The organism is Pelagibacterium montanilacus, from assembly GCF_003992665.1.
Classification (GTDB): domain Bacteria; phylum Pseudomonadota; class Alphaproteobacteria; order Rhizobiales; family Devosiaceae; genus Pelagibacterium; species Pelagibacterium montanilacus.
Genome location: NZ_RZMX01000012.1, coordinates 1 through 21,434, shown reverse-complemented (window position 1 = coordinate 21,434; position 21,434 = coordinate 1). Strand labels below are relative to the sequence as shown.

Here is a 21,434-nt window from a genome sequence, read left to right as displayed (position 1 = left end):
CTGCACAGTTTCATGCAGATGGTCCCGCGCCACCGTGGCGCGCGCCCGCGAAACATATCCGCAAAATTGCGGAGATGTCTGCACTGCCGTTTCGGTGGGTTCAGTTGTTTCGATATCGAAACAACTGCCCGTGCAGTAAGGCGCCGAGGGGTCTGCGCAAAACTGCGCAGGGGGTCTGCTTAGAATTCAGCAAGGGTAGGGCCATCATGGCCACACCTCACATCCGACGAATTCCGTCACATGTCGCGGCAAGGGTACGCGCCCGGTGCGTACCCCCTTGCGGCCACAGCCCAAATCTGGGGCATGGCACCTGCATCATGCAGGTGGCGCGCAGACGTTTTTTCCAGCGTGGAAATAACCCGGAACGCGCAAGTGCAGGCGAAACGTGGTTCCGATTTACCCCGGGCGTTACCCTGTAGGCGGGCAGCTACACCGGCTTATGAAGAATGTGTGCTAAGTGCCTGATTAGCTGGTGCCGGCAGCAGGACTTGAACCCGCGACCCTCTGATTACAAATCAGATGCTCTACCAACTGAGCTATACCGGCAACGAGCGCTAGCTATCACCATGTCCAGGCCGGCGCAAGACTGGTGCGGGCCGGGCGGTAAGGTGGCTTGTGGCAGTGGCGTTCCGGGCGCGAAGGGTAAGACTTCGTTAAGTATAAACACGGAGCTACGGAACCGGTTGTTAACCATAATCATCAAGACTGCATCAGGCGCTTTCGGGCATGGGGGCACCTGGTGGGGATCGTGTTCAAACTCTTATCTATTGCAAGTCTTGCAGCGCTGGCGCTCGCCGGTTGTGCCCGGCCACCAGAGGCCGGTCCTACGCTCAGCGCCTATAATGCCGGCATCGATACGGTCATCACCGCGTCGACCGGGTCGGGGCATTTGCGGTCGACACCAGAATATCGAATGGCAGGCATTGACCAGCGGGCGACATCGCTGGCCGGCCGGACGCTGATCGTGGGCGAGCGGGCGGGTATTGCCCTTGCCCCCGGCGAAGTGGTGCTGACCTTCGACGATGGTCCCCGGCCGGAACGGACCGAGGCTGTGCTGGATGCGCTCGGGCGCCATGAGGCCAAGGCGGTGTTTTTCATGCTGGGACGGGCCGCCCGGGCGCATCCCGGACTGGTCCGGGCCGTGGCGGCTGATGGGCACACGATCGGCTCTCACACCTATGACCATGCCCGACTGACCGAGCTTTCCCCGGCCGAGGCTATGGCTGAAGTGCAGGCGGGCCATGAGGCAGTTGCCGAGGCGCTCGGCGCGGACGGGGCGGGCGATGTCTCGCGGTTCTTCCGGTTTCCCTATCTCGCCTATGACGGGGTGCTGCGCACGGCGGTGGCCGATGGGCATCTGATCGAGCTGGGCGTGGACATCGATTCCAAGGATTACTACTCGGTCACCGCGTCTGAACTGCTGCAGTCGACGCTCGATGCACTCGAGCGCAAGGGGAGGGGCGTGATCCTGTTCCACGACATCCATGCGCGGACCGTCGCCATGCTGCCCGATTTCCTCGCCGCCCTGGCCGAGCGGGGCTACAGCGTGGTTTCGCTCAAGAGCACGGACGGATCGGTGTTTGACACGCCGTTGGTGACGGCGGGGCTGTAAGCCGGGGTTCTTCTGCGCTTACGAAGCGGAAAGCGTCGGCCGTATTTCGGGACGCTCGTCAGCGGCCCGCCGTCGCGGCGAATAGCGCGATTGCGGCAGCGTTGGACACGTTGAGCGACTTGATCGGGCCGGGCATGTCGAGCCGGACCATCTCGTCGCATAGCGAACGGGTCTTCTGACGCAATCCCTTGCCCTCGGCGCCCAGAACAATGGCGAGGCGCCCGCCCGGCGCGCGGGGGCGCAGCAGGGCCGGAGCCTCGGAATCAAAGCCGAGGCACATGAGGCCCTGAGCCTTGAGCTCCTCGATTGCATCCCCGAGATTGCGCACCGCGACCAGCGGGATCATGTCCAGCGCGCCGGAGGCCGACTTGGCCAGAACTCCGGTTTCCCGGGGGGCGTAGCGGTTGGTGGTGACCACCGCATCGGCCCCGAATGCGCAGGCGGTGCGCAGAATGGCGCCCACATTGTGAGGGTCGGTGACCTGATCGAGCACGATAACGAGATCGAGCGAACTGATATCGTCGAGCCGCGCGCGGTCGACTGGATCGACTTCGAGCGCCACGCCCTGATGCACCGCATCGGTGCCCAGAAGCGCGTCGAGTTCGCGCGGCGTCTTTTCGATGGTTTCGATCGCGGGCAGGGGGCCGCCCTCGGCCAGCCTGTTGAGCCCGTTGGTGGTGGCGAGCAACTGGCGCCGGACGCGTCTGGGGTTGTCCAGCGCGGCGCGAACGGTATGGATACCATAGAGGTAGACCGGCTCGTCTTCGGGCGCGCGCTGCGGCCGCTTTCTGGGCGGGAACTTGTTCTTGCTCATGGCCAGAGGGGTAGCCCCTTTGTCATGGGTCGGCAAGCGGATCGTGCGTGTTGAAGAGTCTGCAATTTTCCCATGGCGGGCAGTTGACACATGGGCTCCCGGTCAGCATAAACCGCCACAGACGCGGTTGGGGTTCCGGTCGTGTCGACATCGCGCTTCGCCGATGCTTCGGGGAGGGGTGGGAGAGTGGTTAAATCCATCAGACTGTAAATCTGACGCCTATGGCTACGCTGGTTCGAATCCAGCCCCCTCCACCAGACTGCGGCCCGCGCGAGCACGCACTGCCCCCGAGACGGGGCGCACCCTGAGCGGGTGTAGCTCAATGGTAGAGCAGAAGCCTTCCAAGCTTACGACGAGGGTTCGATTCCCTTCACCCGCTCCAACGCCATCCCCCTCACATTGCGGGCTTTTCCTGGCGCAGTTCGGTCGATGCCGTCGCGCGTCAACTGCGCTGTTGGCGGTAACGATGGCTCGTGCGGGTTGACGCCTCGGCCAATACAGACTTGAAATCGTTCGACAACGGTGATCGGCGCGGCGCTTTGCGGGCGGGCCGTCTGCAAGGGAATGGAGATACGCACATGAAGACGCGCGCGGCGGTGGCATTTGAGGCGGGCAAGCCTCTCGAGATCGTAGAGGTCGATCTGGAGGGCCCCAAGGCTGGCGAAGTCCTCATCGAGATCAAGGCAACGGGTATCTGCCACACCGACGAGTTCACGCTTTCGGGCGCCGACCCTGAAGGGCTGTTCCCGGCGATCCTTGGCCATGAGGGCGCGGGTATCGTGGTCGATGTCGGGCCGGGGGTGACCAGCGTCAAGAAGGGCGATCACGTCATCCCGCTCTATACGCCCGAATGCCGCGAGTGCCCCTCGTGCCTGTCGCGCAAGACCAATCTGTGCACGGCGATCCGGTCCACCCAGGGCCAAGGGCTGATGCCCGATGGGACCTCGCGGTTCTCCTACAAGGGCAAGCCTATCTTTCACTACATGGGGTGCTCGACCTTTTCCAACTACACGGTGATGCCGGAAATCGCGGTGGCCAAGATCGATGCGAACGCGCCGTTCGACAAGGTCTGCTACGTCGGTTGCGGGGTGACCACGGGCGTGGGCGCGGTGATCAACACCGCCAAGGTCGAACAGGGATCGACGGCGGTGGTCTTCGGGCTCGGAGGCATCGGGCTCAATGTGATCCAGGGCCTGAAGATGGCCGGCGCCGACATGATCATCGGCGTGGATCTGAACAACGACAAGAAAAGCTGGGGCGAGCGCTTCGGGATGACTCATTTCGTCAATCCCAAGGAGATCGACGGCGATATCGTGCCCCATCTCGTCAATATGACCAAGCGCGGGGCCGACCAGATCGGGGGCGCGGATTATACCTTCGACTGCACCGGCAACGTGACCGTGATGCGTCAGGCGCTCGAGGCCAGCCATCGCGGCTGGGGCAAATCTGTGGTGATCGGGGTGGCGGCCGCGGGGGCGGAGATTTCCACCCGCCCCTTCCAGCTGGTGACCGGCCGTCAGTGGATGGGTACGGCATTCGGCGGCGCGCGTGGGCGCACAGACGTGCCCAAGATCGTGGACTGGTACATGTCGGGCAAGATCGAGATCGACCCGATGATCACCCACACGCTGCGGCTCGAAGACATCAACACCGGGTTCGATCTGATGCACAAGGGCGAATCGATCCGCTCAGTGGTGCTGTACTGAGCGTTCGGGTGCCGCAAATCTACGTCGATGCGGATGCCTGCCCGGTCAAGGCAGAGGTGCTCAAGGTGGCCGAGCGGCACCAGATGCGCGTCTCGATGGTCGCCAATACCGGATTGCGGCCCAGCCGCGATCCGCTTGTCCGCATGGTGACCGTGCCCAAGGACCCCGATGCAGCCGACGACTGGATCGCCGAGGAAATCGCGGCCAGCGATATCGTGGTGACCGCCGATATTCCGCTGGCGGACAGGGCGCTCAAGAAAGACGCTTACGCCATCGGGCCGACCGGGCGCATATTCGACACCAGTTCGATCGGTATGGCGCTGGCTATGCGCAATCTCAATCAGCACCTGCGTGAGACCGGGGAGAGCCGCGGCCTCAATGCCAGCTTCACGCCCCGGGACCGCTCGAACTTCCTTCAGGCCTTCGACACGCTGTGCATCAAGGCCAAGCGCACGGCGCCTGGCGGGGCGGCGCAGTGAGTACACGGGCGGCGAAGGGAAGACACCTCCGGCATCTGCCGTTCTACGCAGGGCTCATGGGCGGGGTTTTTGCGCTTGTGTTGGGCCTGGCCTTGGTGCCCGGCCTTGCCGTGGAGCTGGCAGCGGTCGGGTTTTTCCTCGTCTATCTGGCGGTGGTCGCCATCCGTATGCCCCGGCTCGATGCGACCTATCTGCGCCGCCATGCCACAGACACCGACGAGCCTGCCCCCATCATCTTCCTGGTGACGCTGGCCGCGATCATGATCTCGCTGGCTTCGCTGTTCCTGCTACTCAACCGCGAGAACGAGCCCACCATCTCCGATCTGCTCCTCGGCTTCGCCGCGGTGGCGCTGGGCTGGCTGACGATCCACACCATGGCTGCGCTCCATTATGCGCACCTTTATTGGCGCCCCTCTCGGGCGGTCAAGGAGCGGGGGCTGGAATTCCCGCATTCCGATGCGCCCGGCGGGTTCGACTTTCTCTATTTCGCGCTGGTGATCGGGATGACATGCCAGACCTCGGACGTCGCGATCACCGCCACATCCATGCGCAAGGCCAATCTGGTCCATGCGGTGGTCTCGTTCTTTTTCAACACTGTGCTGGTTGCCGCCGCGGTGAACGCGGCGGTTTCGCTGGCTGGATGACATCACAGACGACCGGGAGCCCGATCATGAAGACCCTATCGCAAGCCCTATCCTTTGGCGGTACGCAGAGCGTGCATTCGCACGCCGCGCGGACGACGGGGTGCGAGATGACCTTTGCCGTTTTCGTGCCCGAGCACGAGAAGGGGCAGACCCTGCCGGTGCTCTGGTATCTTTCGGGGCTGACCTGCACGCATCAGAACGTCATGGACAAGGGCGAATACCGGCGCACCGCCGCCGAACTGGGCGTGATTGTGATCTGCCCGGACACGAGCCCGCGCGGCGAGGGCGTGCCGGACGAACCCGATAACTGGCAGTTCGGCTGCGGGGCGGGGTTCTATGTGGATGCGACCCAGGCGCCCTATGATGCGAACTACCGCATGCGCAGCTATCTGCTCGATGAATTGCCCGCGCTGGTGCGCGAGCACTTTCCCGCCGATATGGACCGCCAGTCGGTCTTCGGGCACTCGATGGGCGGGCATGGCGCGCTGACGTTCGCGCTGTCCAATCCCGGCCGGTTCCGCTCGTGCTCGGCGTTCGCGCCCATCGTCAACCCGATGGAGGCGGACTGGTCCAAGGGCGCGTTCGAGAAATATCTGGGGCCCGACCAGGCTGCGTGGCGCGCCCATGATGCGTGCGCGCTCATCGAAGACGGCGCGCGGTTCAATGGCGAGCTTCTGATCGACCAGGGCACGGCAGATGGTTTCCTCGAAAGCGGGTTGATGCCCGAGCGGTTCGCCAAGGCCTGCGAGGCTGCGGGCCAGCCGCTGCGGCTGCGCATGCAGGAGGGGTACGACCACTCCTATTTCTTCATCTCCACCTTCATGGACAGCCACATCCGCTGGCATGCCCAGCGGCTGGACGCGGCCTGATAGGGCACTTTGCAAATGATGGCTGGCGCGGTCGAACCTGTGCGCTAGTGTGAACGGACGAGGGAGGGGCAAGGCATGCAGCATGTGATCGATGCGCTCGAAGCGCGCCGGGAGGAGGCCCGGCAGGGCGGCGGTGCGCGCCGGATCGAGGTTCAGCACGCCAAGGGCAAGCTGACGGCGCGCGAGCGTCTCGACGTGCTGCTCGATCCGGGGAGCTTCGAAGAGTACGACATGTTCGTGACCCACCGGGCCCGCGATTTCGGCATGGATGGCCAGATCGTGCCCGGGGACGGAGTGGTGACCGGCTGGGGCACGATCAACGGCCGACTCACCTACGTGTTTTCCCAGGACTTCACCGTGTTCGGGGGCTCGCTTTCGGAAACCCACGCCCAGAAGATCTGCAAGATCATGGATCTCGCGGTCCAGAACGGCGCGCCGATCATCGGGCTCAACGATTCGGGCGGAGCGCGCATCCAGGAGGGCGTGGCCTCGCTGGGGGGCTATGCGGAAGTCTTCTGGCGCAATGTGCAGGCCTCGGGTGCGGTGCCGCAGATTTCCGTGATCATGGGCCCGTGCGCGGGCGGGGCGGTCTATTCCCCGGCGATGACCGACTTCATCTACATGGTGCGTGACACCTCCTACATGTTCGTCACAGGACCGGACGTGGTCAAGACGGTGACCAACGAGGTGGTGACCGCCGAGGAGCTGGGCGGGGCGGGGACGCACACCAAGCTTTCCTCTGTGGCCGATGCGGCGTTCGAGAACGACATTGAGACCCTGCTCGAAGTGCGCAGGCTGTTCGACTTCCTTCCGCTTTCGGCGCGCGAAAAGGCGCCGCGCGTGGCCACCAACGACCAGATTGACCGGCGCGAGGACAGCCTCGATACGCTGGTGCCGGCAAGCGCCAACATGCCCTACGACATGGGCGAGGTGATCGGCAAGATCGCCGACGAGGGCGAGTTCCTCGAGCTCCAGCGCGAGCATGCGGGCAATATCCTCGTGGGGTTCATCCGTCTCAATGGCGAGACGGTGGGCGTAGTGGCCAACCAGCCACTGGTTCTTGCCGGGTGCCTCGACATTGCCGCGAGCAAAAAGGCGGCGCGATTCATACGCTTCTGCGATTGTTTTGAGATTCCGATTCTGACGCTGGTGGACGTGCCGGGTTTCCTGCCCGGGGTGGCTCAGGAATATGGCGGGATCATCAAGCACGGCGCCAAGCTCTTGTTCGCCTATGCCGAGGCGACCGTGCCCAAGGTGACGGTGATAACCCGCAAGGCCTATGGCGGGGCCTATGACGTGATGAGTTCAAAGCACATCCGCGCCGATGTGAACTATGCCTGGCCGAGCGCGGAGATCGCCGTGATGGGTGCCAAGGGCGCCACCGAGATCCTCTATCGTTCCGAACTCGGCGAGCCCGAGAAGATCGCGGAGCGGACGCGCGAATACGAAGACCGCTTCGCCAACCCGTTCGTGGCGGCGGAGCGGGGCTTTATCGACGACGTCATCATGCCCCACAACACCCGCCGCCGGGTGGCCCGGGCCTTCGAGACGCTGCGCAACAAGAAGGCGCATGTACCGGTGAAAAAGCACGGGAATATTCCGCTGTGAGGTCCAGATAGATGTTTCCCAAGATCCTCATTGCCAATCGGGGCGAGATTGCGTGTCGGGTGATCAAGACGGCGCGCAGGATGGGTATTGCGACGGTCGCGGTCTATTCGGATGCGGACAGAGATGCGGTGCATGTAAAGATGGCCGACGAGGCGGTCCATATCGGGCCGGCGCCGGCTGCCCGGTCCTATCTGGATATCGAAAAAATCGTTGCCGCGTGCAAATCCACGGGCGCCGTGGCGGTGCATCCGGGCTATGGGTTTCTCTCGGAGAACCCGGTGTTCGCCGAGCGGCTGCGCCGCGAGGGCATTTATTTCATCGGGCCGCCGGTCAAGGCGATCGAGGCGATGGGCGACAAGATCGCTTCCAAGAAGATCGCCGCACAGGCCGGGGTGTCGACGGTTCCCGGGCACATGGGGCTGATCGCAGATGCGGACGAGGCGGTCGCAATCGCGTGCCAGATCGGATTCCCGGTGATGATCAAGGCGTCGGCGGGCGGAGGCGGCAAGGGCATGCGGATTGCCCGCTCGGTGGACGAGGTGGCCGAGGGGTTCGAGCGGGCGAAGTCCGAAGCGGCGTCCTCGTTCGGGGACGACCGGATCTTCATCGAGAAGTTCATCGAAAACCCGCGCCACATTGAAATCCAAGTGCTGGCCGATGGGCGGGGCAATTGCATTCATCTGGGCGAGCGGGAATGCTCGATCCAGCGGCGCAACCAGAAGGTGATCGAGGAGGCGCCATCGCCGTTTCTCGACGCAGCGACACGCGAGATGATGGGCGCGCAGGCCGTGGCGCTGGCCAAGGCAGTCAATTACGTGAGCGCCGGGACGGTGGAATTCATCGTCGATCGGGACCGCAATTTCTACTTTCTGGAGATGAACACCCGGCTGCAGGTGGAGCATCCGGTGACCGAACTGGTGACGGGGCTCGATCTGGTCGAGGAAATGCTGCGGATCGCTGACGGAGAGCCGCTCCGGCTCGATCAGGATGCGGTTACGCTCACCGGTCACGCGATCGAGGCGCGGGTTTATGCCGAAGATCCCTATCGCAATTTCCTGCCCTCGACCGGCCGGCTCAAGCGCTATCGTCCGCCCGCCGAGGAGGCGTCGACGCGCCTTGTGGTGCGTAACGATACCGGCGTTCAGGAAGGCTCGGAAATCAGCCCCTATTACGATCCGATGATCGCAAAACTGGTGACCTGGGGCGAGACCCGGGAGGCGGCGATCGAGACCATGGCGACCGCGCTCGACGCGTTCGAGATCGAGGGCGTGGGCAACAACGTGCCTTTTCTCTCGGCTGTCGCCGCGCAAGCCCGGTTCCGTTCAGGGGACCTCTCGACCAATTATATCGCGGAGCAATTTCCAGATGGGTTCGCCGGGACCGAACCCGATGAGGGCACGCTCAAGGCGCTGGCGGCGCTCGCCTGCCGGGCCGCCTATCAGCTCGAGACCCGCGGGTTCGTCGAGCCTCCCGCGCTGGCCGGGGGGCATGATAGCGCCGAGCGCAGCGTCCTGATCGGAGACAAGCGCTGGGATTTCTCGATCCCGAAATCGGGGGACTCATTCGTTCTGATGAGCGGCGGGCAGGGGGTTTCCATCGAGGATGGTTGGCAACCGGGCGCTTCGCTGGCGGTCAGCGAGATCGACGGGCGCACCTTCGTGGTGCGCATGGATCGGATCACCTCCGGGTTTCGCCTGCGTTACAGGGGCGCGGATTTGCGTGCGCGGGTCGTGGCTCCGCATGTGGCCGATCTGATGGTTCACATGCCGGTCAAGACGCCGCCGGACATGAGCCGGTTCCTGTTGTGCCCGATGCCCGGGCAGGTGGTGCGGCTTTCAGTGGCCGAGGGCGATGTGGTCGAGGACGGGCAGGCGCTGGCGATCGTTGAGGCCATGAAGATGGAAAACGTGCTGCGCGCCGAGCGGCGGGCCCGGGTTTCGCGGCTGGCCGCGTCTGAGGGCGACGTGCTGGCGGTCGACGCGGTGATCATGGAATTCGAGGCCGTGTGATGGAAGCTATCGTTCGCGCTTGCCAAATGCCCCCCATCGAGAGACCTCAATGACCCGGACGCCCCGCGAGGTCTGGGACCATATCGCAAGCACCGAGTTGCGCGGCACGCCGCTCGAGGCGCTGAGGCGTGAGCGCGGGGGCGTGCCGATCGAGCCGGTCTATTTTGGCGAGGATGGCGCGGTGCCGGGCGTCGAACCCTATACGCGCGGGGTGCGGGCGACCATGTACGCCAACCGCCCCTGGACGATCCGGCAATACGCGGGCTTTTCCACTGCAGAGGAGAGCAACAGGTTCTACCGTCGGGCGCTGGACAAGGGGCAGAAGGGGCTTTCGGTCGCCTTCGATCTCGCCACCCACAGGGGCTATGATTCCGACCATCCGCGCGTTGCGGGGGATGTGGGCAAGGCCGGAGTGGCCATCGACACGGTCGAGGACATGAAAACGCTGTTCGAGGGCATACCGCTCGACGCGGTGAGCGTGTCGATGACCATGAACGGGGCGGTGATCCCGGTGCTGGCCATGTTCATCGTGGCGGCCGACGAGCAGGGTATTGGGCCCGAAGCGCTGTCGGGGACTATCCAGAACGACATCCTCAAGGAGTTCATGGTCCGCAACACCTATATCTACCCGCCCGAGCCTTCCATGCGGATCGTGGGCGACGTGATCGGGTATTGCTCGGAACACATGCCGCGCTTCAATTCGATTTCCATCTCGGGCTATCACATGCACGAGGCCGGGGCGACGGCAGTCCAGGAACTGGCCTATACGCTGGCGGACGGGATCGACTATGTCCGCACGGCGCGGGGGCGGGGCCTAGCTATCGACAGCTTTGCGCCCAGGCTTTCATTCTTTTTCGGCATCGGGATGGATTTCTTCACCGAGATCGCCAAGCTCAGGGCGGCGCGGACGCTGTGGTCGGATATCATGACGGGGTTGGGCGCGTCGGACCCGCGCTCGAAAATGCTGCGCACGCATTGCCAGACCTCTGGGGTTTCGCTGACCGAGCAGGATCCGCTCAACAATGTGGTGCGCACCGCTTATGAGGCGCTGGCGGCGGTGCTGGGCGGAACGCAGAGCCTGCACACCAATTCATTCGATGAAGCCATCGCGCTGCCGACCGAAACCTCTTCGCGAATCGCGCGCAATACGCAGTTGATACTGCAGCATGAAACGGCCGTGACAGACGTGGTCGATCCGTTGGGGGGCTCATACTACGTCGAGGCGCTGACCGAGCAGTTGGTGGTAGAGGCCCGCGCGCTGATCGCCGAGATCGAGGCGGATGGCGGGATGACGCGCGCCGTGCAATCGGGAGCACCCAAGCGGGCCATCGAGGAGGTGGCGGCGCGGCGCCAGGCTTTGATCGACCGGGGCGATGCGGTGATCGTGGGGGTCAATCGCTACCGGCTTGAAACCGAGGATGGCGTCGACGCGCTCGAAATCGACACCGCCAAGGTCCGGGCCGGCCAGATCGAGCGGATCGGGGCGGTGCGACGCGCGCGCAATGAGGAGAACTGCGCCTTCGCACTCAACGCGTTGCGCGAATACGCAGCGATGAACGAGGGCAATCTGCTCGAGGCGGCGATTGCGGCGGCGCGGGCGCGGGCCACATTGGGGGAGATATCCCAGGCCATGGAGGATGTCTTCGGGCGCTATGACGCCACCCAGAGCATGATTTCCGGGGTATACGCGGATCAGTATGCGGGTGATCCGGAGTTTGCCGCGGCCCGGGAACGCACCGATACCTTTGCACAGCGTCACGGGCGCAAGCCGGCGATCCTGATCGCCAAGATGGGGCAGGACGGCCATGATCGCGGCGCCAAGGTGATCGCCACCGCGTTTGCCGATATCGGCTTTGCCGTGGAGATGGGCGCGTTGTTCGAGACGCCCCAGGAGGTCGCGGCCCAGGCCGATGCGCTCGGCGTGGATGCGGTGGGCGTGTCTTCGCTGGCGGCAGGGCACAAGGCGCTGGTCCCCGAGCTGGTCGCTGCGCTCAAGGCCCGGGAGCTGGGCGATTTGGCGGTGTTCGTGGGGGGCGTGATCCCGAGCGGAGATTACGATTTCCTGCGCGAGCACGGGGTGACCGAGATTTTCGGGCCCGGCACAAACGTCCTTGATGCTGCATTCACGGTGCTCGACAGGATCGAGGGGAGGCTGACGAACCGATGATCGGGCGGCTCAACCATATCGCGATCGCGGTGCCCGATCTCGATGCTGCGGTGGCGCGCTACCGCGACGGGCTAGGGGCGAGGGTCTCGGCCCCGCAGGCGCTGCCGGAGCACGGGGTGACCGTGGTGTTCATCGAGACCGGGAACACGAAGGTGGAGCTAATGGCGCCGCTGGGCGCGCAATCGCCGATCGCGAAGTTCCTAGAGCGCAATCCCGACGGCGGGATGCATCACATGTGTTTCGAGGTCGAGGATATCGCCGCAGCGGTGGAGCGGCTGGTGGGGCAGGGCATGCGCGTTCTCGGCGGCGGCCGGCCCCGGACGGGCGCCCATGGGGTGCCGGTGGTGTTCCTGCATCCCAAGGACTTCCACGGGGTGTTGATCGAACTGGAAGAGACAGGGACGCCCCTTTCCAACAAACATGTTAGGGTCTAAAAGGCCTCATTCCCAGATTCCCGAGGAGCAGGTTCGCAATGGCCGCGGACGGATGGTTGAAGATGCACGCCAGCGATACGGTGGCGGTGCTCACGGCGAAGGCGCCGAGCGGCAGCCAGCCGCTGGGCCATGGTGCTGCCCTCGAACGGGCTGTGCCAGCAGGGCACAAGCTTGCGCTCGATACCATCGCGCAGGGTGCGCCGATCATCAAGTTCGGGCAGATCATCGGCTATGCCACACAGCCCGTGGCGGCGGGCGAGCATATACACACCCACAACTGCGCCATGGGCGAGCACGACACCGCCTATGAGATCGGCGTCGATCTCGAGCAGGCGCGGGCCAATATTCCCAAGGTCGCGCCGGGCGAGTTCATGGGCATCCACCGGGCCAACGGCCAGATCGGGACGCGGAACTATGTGGCGCTGATCGCGACGGTGAACTGCTCGACGACGGTGATCCGGCAGGCGGCTTTCCAGATCAACACCAGCGGCATGCTGGATGACTATCCCAATGTCGATGGCGTGGTGGCCTTCGCCCACGGCACGGGCTGTGGCATGGCGCCGGACGGGCCGGGCCACGACAATCTCCAGCGCGTGCTCTGGGGTCATGCGACGCACCCCAATGTGGGCGCGGCGCTGTTCGTCGGGCTGGGCTGCGAGGTGATCCAGATCGCCCGCATGAAGGCGACCTTCGGGGACGTGGGGTCGGCCGAGCGCTTCAAGGGGCTCACGATCCAGGATAGCGGAGGCACGACCAGGACCATCGCGGCGATCGTGGATGCGGTAGCCAAGCTGTTGCCACAAGCCAATGCGGTGACGCGTGCACCGGCACCGGCCTCGGCGCTGCGCGTGGCGCTGCAATGCGGGGGATCTGATGGATTTTCAGGGATCACCGCGAACCCGGCGCTGGGGGTGGCAAGCGATATTCTCGTGGGCATGGGCGGTACGGTGGTGCTGGCCGAAACCCCTGAGATCTATGGCGCAGAACAGCTCCTGTTGCGCCGTGCCGCGTCCCAGGAGGTCGCCGACAAGCTGATCGAGCGGATCGGGTGGTGGGAGAACTACACCCGCATCAACGGCGGGACGATGGACAATAACCCCAGCCCCGGCAACAAGGCTGGCGGGCTGACCACGATCCTCGAGAAGTCGCTGGGGGCCGCCGCCAAGGGCGGATCGACCCCGCTGACTTCGGTGATCGATTATGGTGCGCCCGCCGATGTGCCGGGCTTCGCCTTCATGGACAGTCCGGGCTACGATCCGGCCTCGGTGACTGGCCAGATCGCGACGGGCGCCCAGATCGTGGTGTTCACCACCGGGCGCGGGTCGGCTTTCGGCTCCAAGCCCGCGCCGACGATCAAGCTGGCGACCAACAGCGCTCTGGCCGCGGCGATGCCCGACGACATGGACCTCGATTGCGGGGACGTGCTGGCCGGAGTTTCGCTCGAGGACAAGGGCCGGCAGATCGTGGACATGATCCTCAAGGTCGCGAGCGGCGAGGCCTCCAAGAGCGAAGCGCTCGGGCTGGGCGACAATGAATTCGTGCCCTGGCAGATCGGGGCCGTCATGTAGTCATCGCATGGCCGATCGCCCCTTGTACCGGGGGCGCGGGACACCATGTGCATGTCACACCCCTCGTGGTACTCACCACGTCGAACGCACCTCCGGGCAGCCGCTCGGGGGATGATGAAAAGACCAAAGAATCGAGGAAGCACCAGATGACTTTCACGCCGCATGGCAAGCACCTGATCGCCGGAGACTGGGTCGCTGGAGACGAAACCTTCACATCCTCCCCCGCATCGGGCGAGGCCCATTCCTTTTCCGTCGGCACGCCCGAAAACGTGAACGCAGCCTGCGAGGCCGCCGAAGAGGCGTTTTGGTCCTATGGCTACACCACCCGTGAGCAGCGCGCCGCGTTCCTCAATTCGATCGCCGACGAGATCGAAGCGCGCGCCGAGCAGATCACCGCAATCGGTACGCAGGAAACCGGGCTCCCCGAAGCACGGCTCAATGGCGAGCGCGGCCGCACGACCGGCCAGCTTCGCCTTTTCGCCGAGCATATCCTGAAGGGCGATTATCTGGACCGCCGTCACGACGAGGCTCTGCCGGACCGCAAGCCGGCGCCGCGCCCGGACCTCAAGATGGTCCAGCGTCCGATCGGGCCGGTGGCCGTGTTCGGTGCGTCGAACTTCCCGCTCGCGTTTTCCACCGCCGGCGGCGATACCGCAGCGGCGCTGGCCTCCGGCTGCCCCGTCGTGGTCAAGGGCCACTCGGCGCATCCGGGAACCGGCGAGATCGTTGCCGAAGCGGTCAATGCCGCCCGCGAAAAGCACGGGCTGCACAAGGGCGTCTTCTCGCTCATCCAGGGTGGCAAGCGCGATGTGGGCCAGACGCTGATCCAGCACCCCAACATCAAGGCGGTCGGGTTCACCGGTTCGCTCGGTGGCGGGCGCGCGCTCTATGACCTTTGCGCGCAGCGGCCTGAGCCGATCCCGTTCTTCGGTGAGCTCGGTTCGGTCAACCCCATGTTCCTGATGCCGGCAGCGCTCGGTGCGCGTGGCGCCGAGATCGGCAAGGGCTGGGCCGGTTCGCTGACCATGGGCGCAGGCCAGTTCTGTACCAATCCCGGCATTGCCGTGGTGCTCGAAGGCAGCGATGCCGACGCGTTCGTTGCCGCGGCCAAGGACGCTCTGGGCGAAGTCGGCCCGCAGACCATGCTGACCGACGGGATCGCCGAAGCCTATCGCTCGGGCCGTGACCGGATCGCCAAGACCTCCGGTGTGCGCGAAGTGCTCTCCAGCACCTGCGACCTGCGCAACGCTACGCCTTATCTCTATGAGACCACGGGCGAGAACTGGCTGGCCAATCACGAGTTGGGCGAGGAAGTGTTCGGCCCGCTGGGGCTCGTGGTCCGGGTCAAGGACGAGGACGAGATGCGCAAGGTGGCCAGGAGCCTTGAAGGCCAGTTGACCTGCACCATCCACCTCGACGACGGCGACACGGCTCTGGCCCAGACCCTCGTGCCGATCCTCGAGCGCAAGGCCGGGCGCATTCTCGCCAACGGTTTCCCGACGGGCGTGGAAGTCGCCGATGCGATGGTCCATGGCGGTCCTTACCCCGCATCGACCAATTTCGGCGCCACCTCGGTGGGCACGCTCTCGATCCGGCGCTTCCTGCGGCCTGTCTGCTTCCAGGCGATGCCGGACGCGCTGCTGCCGGGCGACCTGCACTAGTGCATTTCCTGTTCTGATTGAATCAGAACAGGAGCTCCAAGTCATCGAGTTGTCGCGTTTCCGAGCCGGAGAGGTAATTCTACTTTTTCTGGAAACGCTCCGAGCTAATCGCAGGCACATTTCGGGGCCGGGGGAAATCCTTCCGGTCCCACTCCGGGACGACCGGCGGCGAGGCGCAAAGCACTTTTCCCGCCCTCGCCTTTTGGCGGACTTTGCGCCGGCCCGGTGTTGGGATAAGACGGCGCAGAACGACAAACGAGCGCGAAGCGCGCCGGGGAGTCCCCATGTCCACCCAGACCGCAAGACCCGCAAAGGCGCTGACCCCGCCCGATATCATCGCCCGAAAGGGCGGCGATCCTCTGGTGTGCCTGACGGCCTATACAACGCCGGTGGCCAAGCTGGTCGATGGCCATTGCGACCTGATCCTCGTGGGGGACAGCGTCGGCATGGTCGTGCACGGGCTGGACAACACGCTCGGGGTCACAATGGAGATGATGATCCTGCACGGCCAGGCGGTGCGGCGCGGGCTGCGGCATGCGCTGATGGTGGTGGACCTGCCATTCGGCGCCTATGAGGCCGGGCCCGATCAGGCCTTCGCCAACGCGGTGCGGCTGGTCAAGGAAACCGGGTGCGACGCGATCAAGATCGAGGGCGGCGTGCACATGGCCGAGACGATCAGGTTCCTGACCGAACGCTCGATCCCGGTGGTCGCCCATATCGGGCTCACGCCGCAGTCGATCCGCCGGTTTGGCGGCTACAAGGTACAGGGCCGGGGCGATGCCGCCGACCATGTGCTGGCCGATGCGGTGGCGGTCTCCGAGGCAGGGGCCTTTGCGGTGGTGGTGGAATCGGTGCCTGAATCGCTGGGGACCCGGATCACCGAGGCGATCGCGGTGCCCACGATCGGGATCGGTGCATCCGCGACGTGCGATGGCCAGATCCTCGTTGTCGACGACATGCTCGGCATGTTTACCGATTTCACGCCCAAATTCGTCAAGCGCTATGGCGAACTTGCCGGTCACGCTCAGGAAGCGATCGCGCGCTATGCCGAGGAGGTCCGGACGCGGACGTTCCCGGGGCCCGATCATGTCTATGGCGAGGGCCCGGCCAAGGCCGGCAAGACCTGATGATCGCAATAGCCAGAACCGTTGCCGCGCTGCGGGAGAAGGTGGCGGGCTATCATGACGCGGGAGAGACCGTGGCGCTGGTGCCCACCATGGGGGCGCTGCACGAGGGCCATTTCTCGCTGGTCCAAGCCGCACGGACGCGGGCCGACAGGGTGGTGGTGACGCTGTTCGTCAATCCCAAGCAATTCAACAACCCCAATGATCTCGCCGCTTATCCGCGGACCGAGGAGAGCGACGCCGCGGCGCTGGGTCCGCTGGGCGTCGATGTGCTGTTCGCGCCGCCGGTCGAGGAGATGTATCCTGACGGGTTCTCCACCGTGGTGCGGGTCGACGGGCTGAGCGAAGGGCTGTGCGGCGCCTTCCGGCCCGGCCATTTCGAGGGCGTGGCCACGGTGGTGGCCAAACTTTTCCTCCAGAGCCGCGCCGATGTTGCGCTGTTCGGGGAAAAAGACTTCCAGCAGCTCGCGATCATCCGGCGCATGGCACGCGATCTCGATATTGGGATCGAGGTGGTGGGATGTCCCACGGTGCGTGAGGCGGACGGGTTGGCGCTGTCTTCCCGCAACGCAAGGCTATCGAAACAAGCGCGGGCGCAGGCTCCGGCACTGGCCCGGGCCCTGCACAGTGCCGCTGACGCTATCTCGGTTGGAGCGGCCATCGAACCCACGATCGCCAAGGCGCGCGAGATGGTGCTGGCCGCCGGTTATAGCGAGGTCGAGTACATCGAGCTGCGCGAGGCCGGGTCGCTGGCTCCGGTCGAGGTGCTCGAAGCGCCGTCCCGGCTGTTGGCTGCGGCCTGGCTCGATGGGGTGCGGCTGATCGACAACGTGCCGGTCATGCCGCGCTGACCTTTCTTGCGCGGCTCGGGGCCGTAGACTCTCGTTTGGTGTCAAAGAACGAGCGCACAGTGTCGCCGGGTGTACCGCCTTCCTCCAGCTGCACGGCTCGCGTTGCCGGCCTCGCCTCAGACCTTTTTCGCGGTCGACAGCGGGGAGGCGGGGCGTCCATAACAGCCATCCACAGACGAGCAGGAACGGGAGACCGGCGGTGACGACACTTATTGGCTGGATCGAATCGCAGGCGGTCGCCGAGGACGTGGCGCGGCTCCTGGCGGCAGTCGCGGAGAGCGGGCGCGAGATATCCCAGGCGCTGCGGATCGAGGCTGCCAAGGGTATCTCCGCCGGTACGGGATCGATCAACGTGCAGGGCGAGGAGCAGAAGCCGCTCGATATCATCTCCAACGAGATCCTTTCGGCCGCCTGCGAGGCGTCGGGTGTCGTCTCGGCGATCGTTTCCGAGGAACTTGAAGAGATCGTAGTGCCCTCGGGTGCCGGGGGCGATGCGCGGCTGGCGCTGGTGTTCGATCCGCTGGACGGGTCGTCGAACCTCGAGGTCAACGGAGGCGTGGGGACGATCTTTTCGATCCTGGACGTGGGCACGCCCCAGGCGATGGAGACCGGGCGCGTACTGGTGCCCGGCCACCGGCAGATCGCGGCGGGGTATATCCTTTACGGGCCCGCCACGGTCCTGGTTCTGACCGCGGGCGCAGACGTGGCGATGTTCGCGCTCGAGGAGACCAGCGGGACCTTCGTTCTGACCCGGGAGAAAGTGTCCATCCCGCCCCAGGCCGGCGAGTTCGCCATAAACGCGTCGCGGCGTGATTCATGGGAGGAGCCGACGCGCGCCTATATCGAGGCCTGCCTTGCCGGCAAGTCCGGGCCGTTCGGGCGCAGCTACAATATGCGCTGGTGTGCGGCGATGGTCGCGGATCTGCACCGGATCCTGTGCCGGGGCGGGATCTTCCTTTATCCGGTCGATACGGGCACGCGCGAGAAGGGCGGACGGCTGCGGCTGCTCTATGAGGCCAGCCCCATGGCGATGATCGTGGAGGCCGCAGGCGGCGCGGCCAGCGACGGGACGCGGCGCATCCTCGATATCGAGCCGGGCGGTCTGCACCAGAGGGTTGGGGTGATCATCGGGTCGCGCGACGATGTTAAGCGAGCCTGCAGCTTTTACTGACGCAGCGCCACTGCAGATGCACATCGGTGCCAAGCGGTTAATCGCAGGCCGGCAATTTGATTGGGCTTTGAAAGTTCATCTAAAATTTGCGGGTTTAGTGTCTGGTTGGCGGGGGCGCCGGCACAGGCGATCATGAATACAATGTGCGCCGGTCCCCGAATGGCACCGGGAGGCTGCTCGCGCACATGATGAAACAGTTCGCCAAGGACGAAGGCGGTGTTGTCGCCGTCATATTCGCGCTTATGGCTATTCCGTTCATCGCCCTCGGCGGCTGGACGGTGGATTATGTGCGGCTCCAGCATGTGAACGACCATCTGCAGGCCCAGGCAGACGCCGCCGCGCTCAACTATTGGGTGGAAGATGCGCCGGCCGATCAGTGGCGCATGCTGTTGCTGGCGGAGCTCGATCGGAAATACGAGGGCGCCTGGGCCCGCGACGTGGCCGTCGAGAACGCGCTCAACGACAGCGGATCGGACGTGACTGTCACAGTGACAGCCCAAGTGCCGCTCTCGTTCATGCACATCATACCGGGAATCCCGCAATCCCAGACCGTCGTGGTGTCCGCAATTGCGCGGGTGAGCGAGCCGACCGAAATCCGCAAGCCTCCGATCAACACCACGCTCGACCCAGAAGCCGGGGACTACAACCGGATCTGGATGTATTGCTACTGGCCCAGCCGCGACACGCCGACAGCGACCCTGCCCAAGCGCACACGCATGGTGCCGATCGCCGACAATGGCGGGTCCGAGTTCGTCGCCGATACCGATGTGCCGCCGTCCGATGCCGGGTTGCGCATCATCTATGAAGAGATCCTGAGGACCAATCATTTCGGGCTCGATGGTCAGGAAGAGGGCGCTTGGCGGCTCGCCGACGGTGCGGGGACGGCCGACAGGGTCTACCGCTACATGTTGCCCGACTGCCCTGCAGGCTCGCATCTGAGCCTGAGGCTCGAGAACGTCCGGTTCGCCCGGAGCGCGCATCGGTACTGGGACGAGGGCGAAGCGCCCAATGGCGGCGGGGACCGGCATACCGGGCGGTTCGACTATTACACCGACACGTATTTTTCGGCGGGCGACCCGACCGAGCAGTACGCCCACCTGATGCACCCGACGACCGCCCAGCCGGTGCAGATTCTCGAGACGGTGCTGTGCGACACGCTGGAGGAATGCCGGTCGGGTTCGGGCGGGGTGGTCCCCTCGGGCACCGGGCGCAATCCGCAGCGCGCGTCCGGGGAGTGCGAGCCGGGCAAGTACATGTATTACGGCTGGGAGGACCGGCCTCCCGGGCAGACCGGGGCAAGCGGGGGGTGGCAGGATTTCGCATGGACCGACCGGGACTATGATGACATCCGTGTCATCATCGAATGCCCCACCTTCGTGACCGAGGGTGAACGCAGCGCGCGGCTGGTCGGCTGAGGGGCGCGGCGGTCCGCAAGCCATTGTCGCCCGAGCAAAAAGGGCTTGTGTTGCCGGGAGCCAGAAGGTAAACGCCCCGCAGTTTCAACTCTTGAACGATGGTTGTGAGCGATGGGTAAGGAAAAGTTCAGCCGCACGAAGCCGCACTGCAACATTGGCACGATTGGCCATGTTGACCACGGCAAGACGTCATTGACGGCTGCGATCACGAAGGTATTGGCCGAGACGGGCGGTGCGACGTTCTCCGCTTACGACCAGATCGACAAGGCGCCCGAAGAGAAGGCCCGCGGTATCACGATCTCGACGGCGCACGTCGAGTACGAGACCGAGAAGCGCCACTATGCGCATGTGGACTGCCCCGGTCACGCGGACTATGTGAAGAACATGATCACCGGCGCGGCGCAGATGGACGGCGCGATCCTTGTGGTCTCGGCTGCCGACGGCCCGATGCCCCAGACGCGCGAGCACATTCTGCTCGCCCGCCAGGTTGGCGTTCCGGCGCTTGTTGTGTTCCTCAACAAGGTCGACCAGGTCGACGACGAGGAGCTTCTTGAGCTGGTCGAGCTCGAGGTTCGCGAGCTTCTCTCGTCCTATGAGTTCCCCGGTGACGACATTCCGATCACCAAGGGTTCTGCGCTGATGGCACTCGAGGACAAGCGTCCCGAGATCGGCCATGACGCGATCCTGGAGCTGATGAAGACTGTGGACGACTACATTCCGCAGCCCGAGCGCCCCGTGGATCAGCCCTTCCTGATGCCGGTCGAAGACGTGTTCTCGATTTCCGGTCGTGGCACGGTTGTGACCGGTCGGGTTGAGCGCGGCATCGTCAAGGTTGGCGAGGAAGTCGAGATCATCGGGATCAAGGCGACCCAGAAGACCACGGTGACCGGCGTCGAGATGTTCCGCAAGCTGCTCGATTCGGGCCAGGCTGGTGACAACATCGGTGCTCTGATCCGCGGTATCGACCGCAGCCAGGTGGAGCGCGGGCAGGTGCTGTGCAAGCCCGGTTCTGTGACCCCGCACACCAAGTTCGTTGCCGAAGCCTACATCCTGACCAAGGAAGAGGGCGGTCGCCACACCCCGTTCTTCACGAACTACCGTCCGCAGTTCTACTTCCGGACGACGGACGTGACCGGTGTCGTGACGCTGAACGAGGGCGTTGAGATGGTGATGCCCGGCGACAACGTGGAAATGAACGTGGAACTGATCGTTCCGATCGCGATGGAAGAGAAGCTTCGCTTCGCCATCCGCGAAGGCGGCCGCACCGTCGGCGCCGGCGTCGTTTCCAAAATCGTCGCGTAA

17 protein-coding genes and 3 tRNA genes are annotated in these 21,434 nt (G+C 64.7%); 18 read left to right on the top strand and 2 right to left on the bottom strand.

Translation table 11 applies throughout. The features are described 5' to 3' along the window. Positions 1-470 precede the first annotated feature (470 nt). Positions 471-546: transfer RNA gene (locus EO136_RS03970), tRNA-Thr, on the bottom strand. Positions 547-913: 367 nt separating this feature from the next. On the opposite strand from EO136_RS03970, the gene EO136_RS03965 reads away from it, so the two are divergent. Beyond that, positions 914-1,612 carry a polysaccharide deacetylase family protein gene (locus tag EO136_RS03965; protein ID WP_127143173.1) on the top strand — a complete coding sequence of 233 codons (699 nt, stop codon included), beginning with the start codon at positions 914-916 and terminating at the stop codon, positions 1,610-1,612. A 58-nt stretch (positions 1,613-1,670) separates the two neighbouring features. Here EO136_RS03965 and rlmB read toward each other — a convergent pair whose 3' ends face one another. Beyond that, positions 1,671-2,426 carry a 23S rRNA (guanosine(2251)-2'-O)-methyltransferase RlmB gene (gene rlmB, locus EO136_RS03960; RefSeq protein WP_127143172.1) on the bottom strand — a complete coding sequence of 252 codons (756 nt, stop codon included), beginning with the start codon at positions 2,424-2,426 and terminating at the stop codon, positions 1,671-1,673. Positions 2,427-2,598: 172 nt separating this feature from the next. On the opposite strand from rlmB, the gene EO136_RS03955 reads away from it, so the two are divergent. The 17 genes from EO136_RS03955 to tuf all read left to right on the top strand — a co-directional run bounded on the left by EO136_RS03955 (position 2,599) and on the right by tuf (position 21,434). Continuing rightward, a tRNA-Tyr gene (locus EO136_RS03955) sits at positions 2,599-2,683 on the top strand. 51 nt (positions 2,684-2,734) lie between these two features. After that, positions 2,735-2,808: transfer RNA gene (locus EO136_RS03950), tRNA-Gly, on the top strand. Between the two features lie 196 nt (positions 2,809-3,004). After that, complete coding sequence (locus EO136_RS03945) at positions 3,005-4,132, top strand: S-(hydroxymethyl)glutathione dehydrogenase/class III alcohol dehydrogenase (protein WP_127143171.1); 1,128 nt, start codon at positions 3,005-3,007, stop codon at positions 4,130-4,132. A gap of 8 nt (positions 4,133-4,140) precedes the next feature. Then, the gene (locus EO136_RS03940) at positions 4,141-4,611 is read left to right on the top strand and encodes a YaiI/YqxD family protein (RefSeq protein ID WP_127143170.1); all 471 of its coding nucleotides are present in this window, start codon (positions 4,141-4,143) and stop codon (positions 4,609-4,611) included. A 56-nt stretch (positions 4,612-4,667) separates the two neighbouring features. Continuing rightward, positions 4,668-5,255: a DUF1345 domain-containing protein gene (locus tag EO136_RS03935; RefSeq protein ID WP_127143169.1), complete on the top strand. Its 588-nt coding sequence runs from the start codon at positions 4,668-4,670 to the stop codon at positions 5,253-5,255. 26 nt (positions 5,256-5,281) lie between these two features. Beyond that, positions 5,282-6,124, top strand: a complete 843-nt coding sequence (fghA, locus tag EO136_RS03930; protein WP_127143168.1) for an S-formylglutathione hydrolase — start codon at positions 5,282-5,284, stop codon at positions 6,122-6,124. A 75-nt stretch (positions 6,125-6,199) separates the two neighbouring features. Next, entirely contained in the window at positions 6,200-7,732 is a 1,533-nt protein-coding gene (locus EO136_RS03925) for an acyl-CoA carboxylase subunit beta (RefSeq protein ID WP_127143167.1), read from the top strand. 11 nt (positions 7,733-7,743) lie between these two features. Then, positions 7,744-9,741, top strand: a complete 1,998-nt coding sequence (locus EO136_RS03920; protein WP_127143166.1) for an acetyl-CoA carboxylase biotin carboxylase subunit — start codon at positions 7,744-7,746, stop codon at positions 9,739-9,741. A gap of 49 nt (positions 9,742-9,790) precedes the next feature. Continuing rightward, positions 9,791-11,908, top strand: coding sequence for a methylmalonyl-CoA mutase (scpA, locus tag EO136_RS03915; RefSeq protein ID WP_127143165.1), 2,118 nt, complete (start codon positions 9,791-9,793; stop codon positions 11,906-11,908). Beyond that, the gene (mce, locus tag EO136_RS03910; RefSeq protein ID WP_127143164.1) at positions 11,905-12,342 is read left to right on the top strand and encodes a methylmalonyl-CoA epimerase; all 438 of its coding nucleotides are present in this window, start codon (positions 11,905-11,907) and stop codon (positions 12,340-12,342) included. Before scpA ends, mce begins: the two co-directional genes overlap by 4 nt. A gap of 38 nt (positions 12,343-12,380) precedes the next feature. Beyond that, positions 12,381-13,910: a UxaA family hydrolase gene (locus EO136_RS03905; RefSeq protein ID WP_127143163.1), complete on the top strand. Its 1,530-nt coding sequence runs from the start codon at positions 12,381-12,383 to the stop codon at positions 13,908-13,910. Positions 13,911-14,056: 146 nt separating this feature from the next. Beyond that, positions 14,057-15,571, top strand: coding sequence for an aldehyde dehydrogenase (NADP(+)) (locus EO136_RS03900; RefSeq protein WP_127143162.1), 1,515 nt, complete (start codon positions 14,057-14,059; stop codon positions 15,569-15,571). Positions 15,572-15,855: 284 nt separating this feature from the next. Beyond that, positions 15,856-16,698: a 3-methyl-2-oxobutanoate hydroxymethyltransferase gene (gene panB / locus EO136_RS03895; protein ID WP_127143161.1), complete on the top strand. Its 843-nt coding sequence runs from the start codon at positions 15,856-15,858 to the stop codon at positions 16,696-16,698. Next, entirely contained in the window at positions 16,695-17,546 is an 852-nt protein-coding gene (gene panC / locus EO136_RS03890; RefSeq protein ID WP_206513268.1) for a pantoate--beta-alanine ligase, read from the top strand. The genes panB and panC overlap by 4 nt, the downstream gene beginning before the upstream one ends. Before the next feature lie 199 nt (positions 17,547-17,745). Continuing rightward, on the top strand, positions 17,746-18,717 hold the full coding sequence (locus EO136_RS03885; protein ID WP_127143159.1) for a class 1 fructose-bisphosphatase: 972 nt from the start codon (positions 17,746-17,748) through the stop codon (positions 18,715-18,717). Positions 18,718-18,902: 185 nt separating this feature from the next. Beyond that, complete coding sequence (locus EO136_RS03880; RefSeq protein ID WP_127143158.1) at positions 18,903-20,132, top strand: TadE/TadG family type IV pilus assembly protein; 1,230 nt, start codon at positions 18,903-18,905, stop codon at positions 20,130-20,132. A 111-nt stretch (positions 20,133-20,243) separates the two neighbouring features. After that, positions 20,244-21,434: an elongation factor Tu gene (gene tuf, locus EO136_RS03875; protein WP_127143157.1), complete on the top strand. Its 1,191-nt coding sequence runs from the start codon at positions 20,244-20,246 to the stop codon at positions 21,432-21,434.